Annotated in this window: 4 protein-coding genes; 2 read left to right on the top strand and 2 right to left on the bottom strand. The window is 37.4% G+C overall.

Annotated elements, in window-relative coordinates:
* Positions 1-612 (top strand): hypothetical protein (locus tag I6E38_RS14615; protein WP_235394672.1); only part of this gene is annotated, 612 nt, incomplete at its 5' end.
* A 38-nt stretch (positions 613-650) separates the two neighbouring features.
* Here the strand turns inward: I6E38_RS14615 and I6E38_RS14610 are convergent.
* Positions 651-893 (bottom strand): winged helix-turn-helix transcriptional regulator, encoded by a 243-nt coding sequence (locus tag I6E38_RS14610; protein WP_374685171.1) that lies wholly within the window; start codon positions 891-893, stop codon positions 651-653.
* A 305-nt stretch (positions 894-1,198) separates the two neighbouring features.
* Between I6E38_RS14610 and I6E38_RS14605 the strand changes: the two genes are divergently transcribed.
* Positions 1,199-1,345, top strand: a complete 147-nt coding sequence (locus I6E38_RS14605; protein WP_235394671.1) for a hypothetical protein — start codon at positions 1,199-1,201, stop codon at positions 1,343-1,345.
* Positions 1,346-1,482: 137 nt separating this feature from the next.
* Here the strand turns inward: I6E38_RS14605 and I6E38_RS14600 are convergent, their stop codons facing one another.
* Complete coding sequence (locus I6E38_RS14600) at positions 1,483-2,004, bottom strand: retropepsin-like aspartic protease (protein WP_235394670.1); 522 nt, start codon at positions 2,002-2,004, stop codon at positions 1,483-1,485.
* Between the last annotated feature and the right edge of the window lie 152 nt (positions 2,005-2,156).

The following is a 2,156-nucleotide window of genomic DNA, read 5'->3' as shown; positions in this document are numbered from 1 at the left end:
TTTGTAGGGAGCAACATCCTGCTTTGGGCGATATTCATTTCTATGGTGAATTATCCCTATGAACTGATGACCACTGGTAGCAACAGCAAGACAAAGAAAAACGTTGTAGAAGCAGAGCCAGCAACAGAACAAGAACAGCCAAAGCAAACATTACCACAAACAGAGTCTGCACAATACAGTCATGAGGACTATGCCAAGTGTGTAGAGGCACAAGAAAAAGAAGCACAGGAGATAAAGGAAAAACGAACGAGGGCCGTACTTGACTATGTGCATCGTACCATGTCAAGGTTTCTGTATGAGGAAGATTTGTACAAGGTAATTGAGGCAGTCAAGGAATGGAGCAACGACACCAACTATACCCCGATAGCAATAAACCGTTTCAAGGAGACGGTTGAGAATATTCCTTTAAGACACTTCGTGTGGAATATCGCAGAACGTTTGGGTAAGCGTGATTACACAATGGCAATGCGAATATCCTTTATCAAGGCTTTGTTCCCAAAACCGTTTGAAGGCTTGGACTACAGCACATTGAAGAACCTGAAAGCACCATGCTCCAATGATATAATCCCTATTGATGAGCCTGCTAATGGTAGATATGATTTCCATGGATGATAATGTAGCCTTTGGCAAAATTCGTTACATAACAGATTTTACCGTTGCTTATTCCTGTCTTTCAAGATACCTGCCATATTATCCTGTGCCCATACAATCATGTTTTCCACCACAGGAATGAATGAGCGTGCACGATCTGTAAGCGAATATTCCACTCTCGGTGGAACTTCGGCATAGACTTGTCGGGTGATAAAACCATCCTTCTCCAATGAGCGGAGGGTGGAGGTCAGTACCTTTTGCGAAATGTCGGGAATGGCTCGGTTGAGAGCATTGAAGCGAATGCTGTCATTCTAGTGCATCACGTAGATGACAAGCAATGACCATTTGCCACAGATATGTGACAATACGTTGCGAATGGGACAATCTTGAATGATAGTGTCTGTAATCTGATTGTTCATAATTATTTCTTTTCAGATATGTTTGTAATTGCTTTACTCTCACTAATAGTATGCAAAGTAACCAACTTTCTTGATGTGATTCAACTTTCCGAGTTAAAGTATAATAAATAGCAAAAATCTTAACTCTTGATGATCAGCAATAGTTACCTCAAAGTAAGTAACTCACATAGAAGTTTCCTCTTGTGAAAATGAAAAAATCAACACACTTTCCAGAGGTTAAGATACCAGGCAAGGTATTCGACACCGCATTGGTAGGCGCAACTGGTGGTGATTTCTCATTCCATTCATTTGCACCTCTATTGCTTTGTCTCTATGTTCTATATCAATATGCTTAACTTTTATCTGTTTTCAGCAAGTCTGTTTGATTGACTTTGTTTTTGCTATTTATCTCTCAATCTCTCATGATTTTGCCGTAATACACAGACTGTCAACAACAAAAATTATGAGAGATAGTATGAGAAATGAGGGATAATTATTTTTTGAGGTATAAAATCAGTTTCTCATAATCAATGACAGCCTTTCCGCTTATCAAAATGTCAGCACCTATGACGCCATCTATTTCTGCTATTCCAACTTTCTTGAAAGCATTATTAACATGGTCAAGATTCATTAGATGTATTTTGTAATCGTGTAAAACATAATTTTTTATGCAGAAATTCTTAATTGAAGTTTCCTTAAGTGCCAAATTATTGCCTCCTGCACCAACGGCTTTTGATTCAGAAAGAGATGTCGTTAAATTAAATTTCGATTCCTTTTTTTCTTCCATTACAGTAGATCCTGCACCTGTATCTAAAACAAAAGTGGCATTGGTTCCATTCACTTCAGCTGTGAGATAGAGATGACCAGTAATAAATCTACCTAATTGAATTGCTTCATAATTCTTTTCCTTTAGGAAAAGTCCCAATTCAGAATCGAACTTATCCTGTTGGGGGTAAGCATTTTGACAAACTAAAGACGAGACAAAAACAAACATCAATACTTTAAGTAAATTCATACGAATGAAATTTTAATTGTGACTAAATATATATTATGCTACAAATTTAGTGATAAATATTGGTTCTAACAAATTTAAGTAACCTAAAATCCGCAACTATCATCCAATACACGATTAAGGGTAGATTTATGAGTCGTTAGTAGCAGCTTTCA

The sequence above is a fragment of the Leyella stercorea genome, from assembly GCF_021531355.1.
Taxonomy (GTDB): Bacteria; Bacteroidota; Bacteroidia; order Bacteroidales; family Bacteroidaceae; genus Prevotella.
Note: the sequence above shows the minus strand (reverse complement) of the source record. Positions and strands in the feature narration are given on the sequence as shown.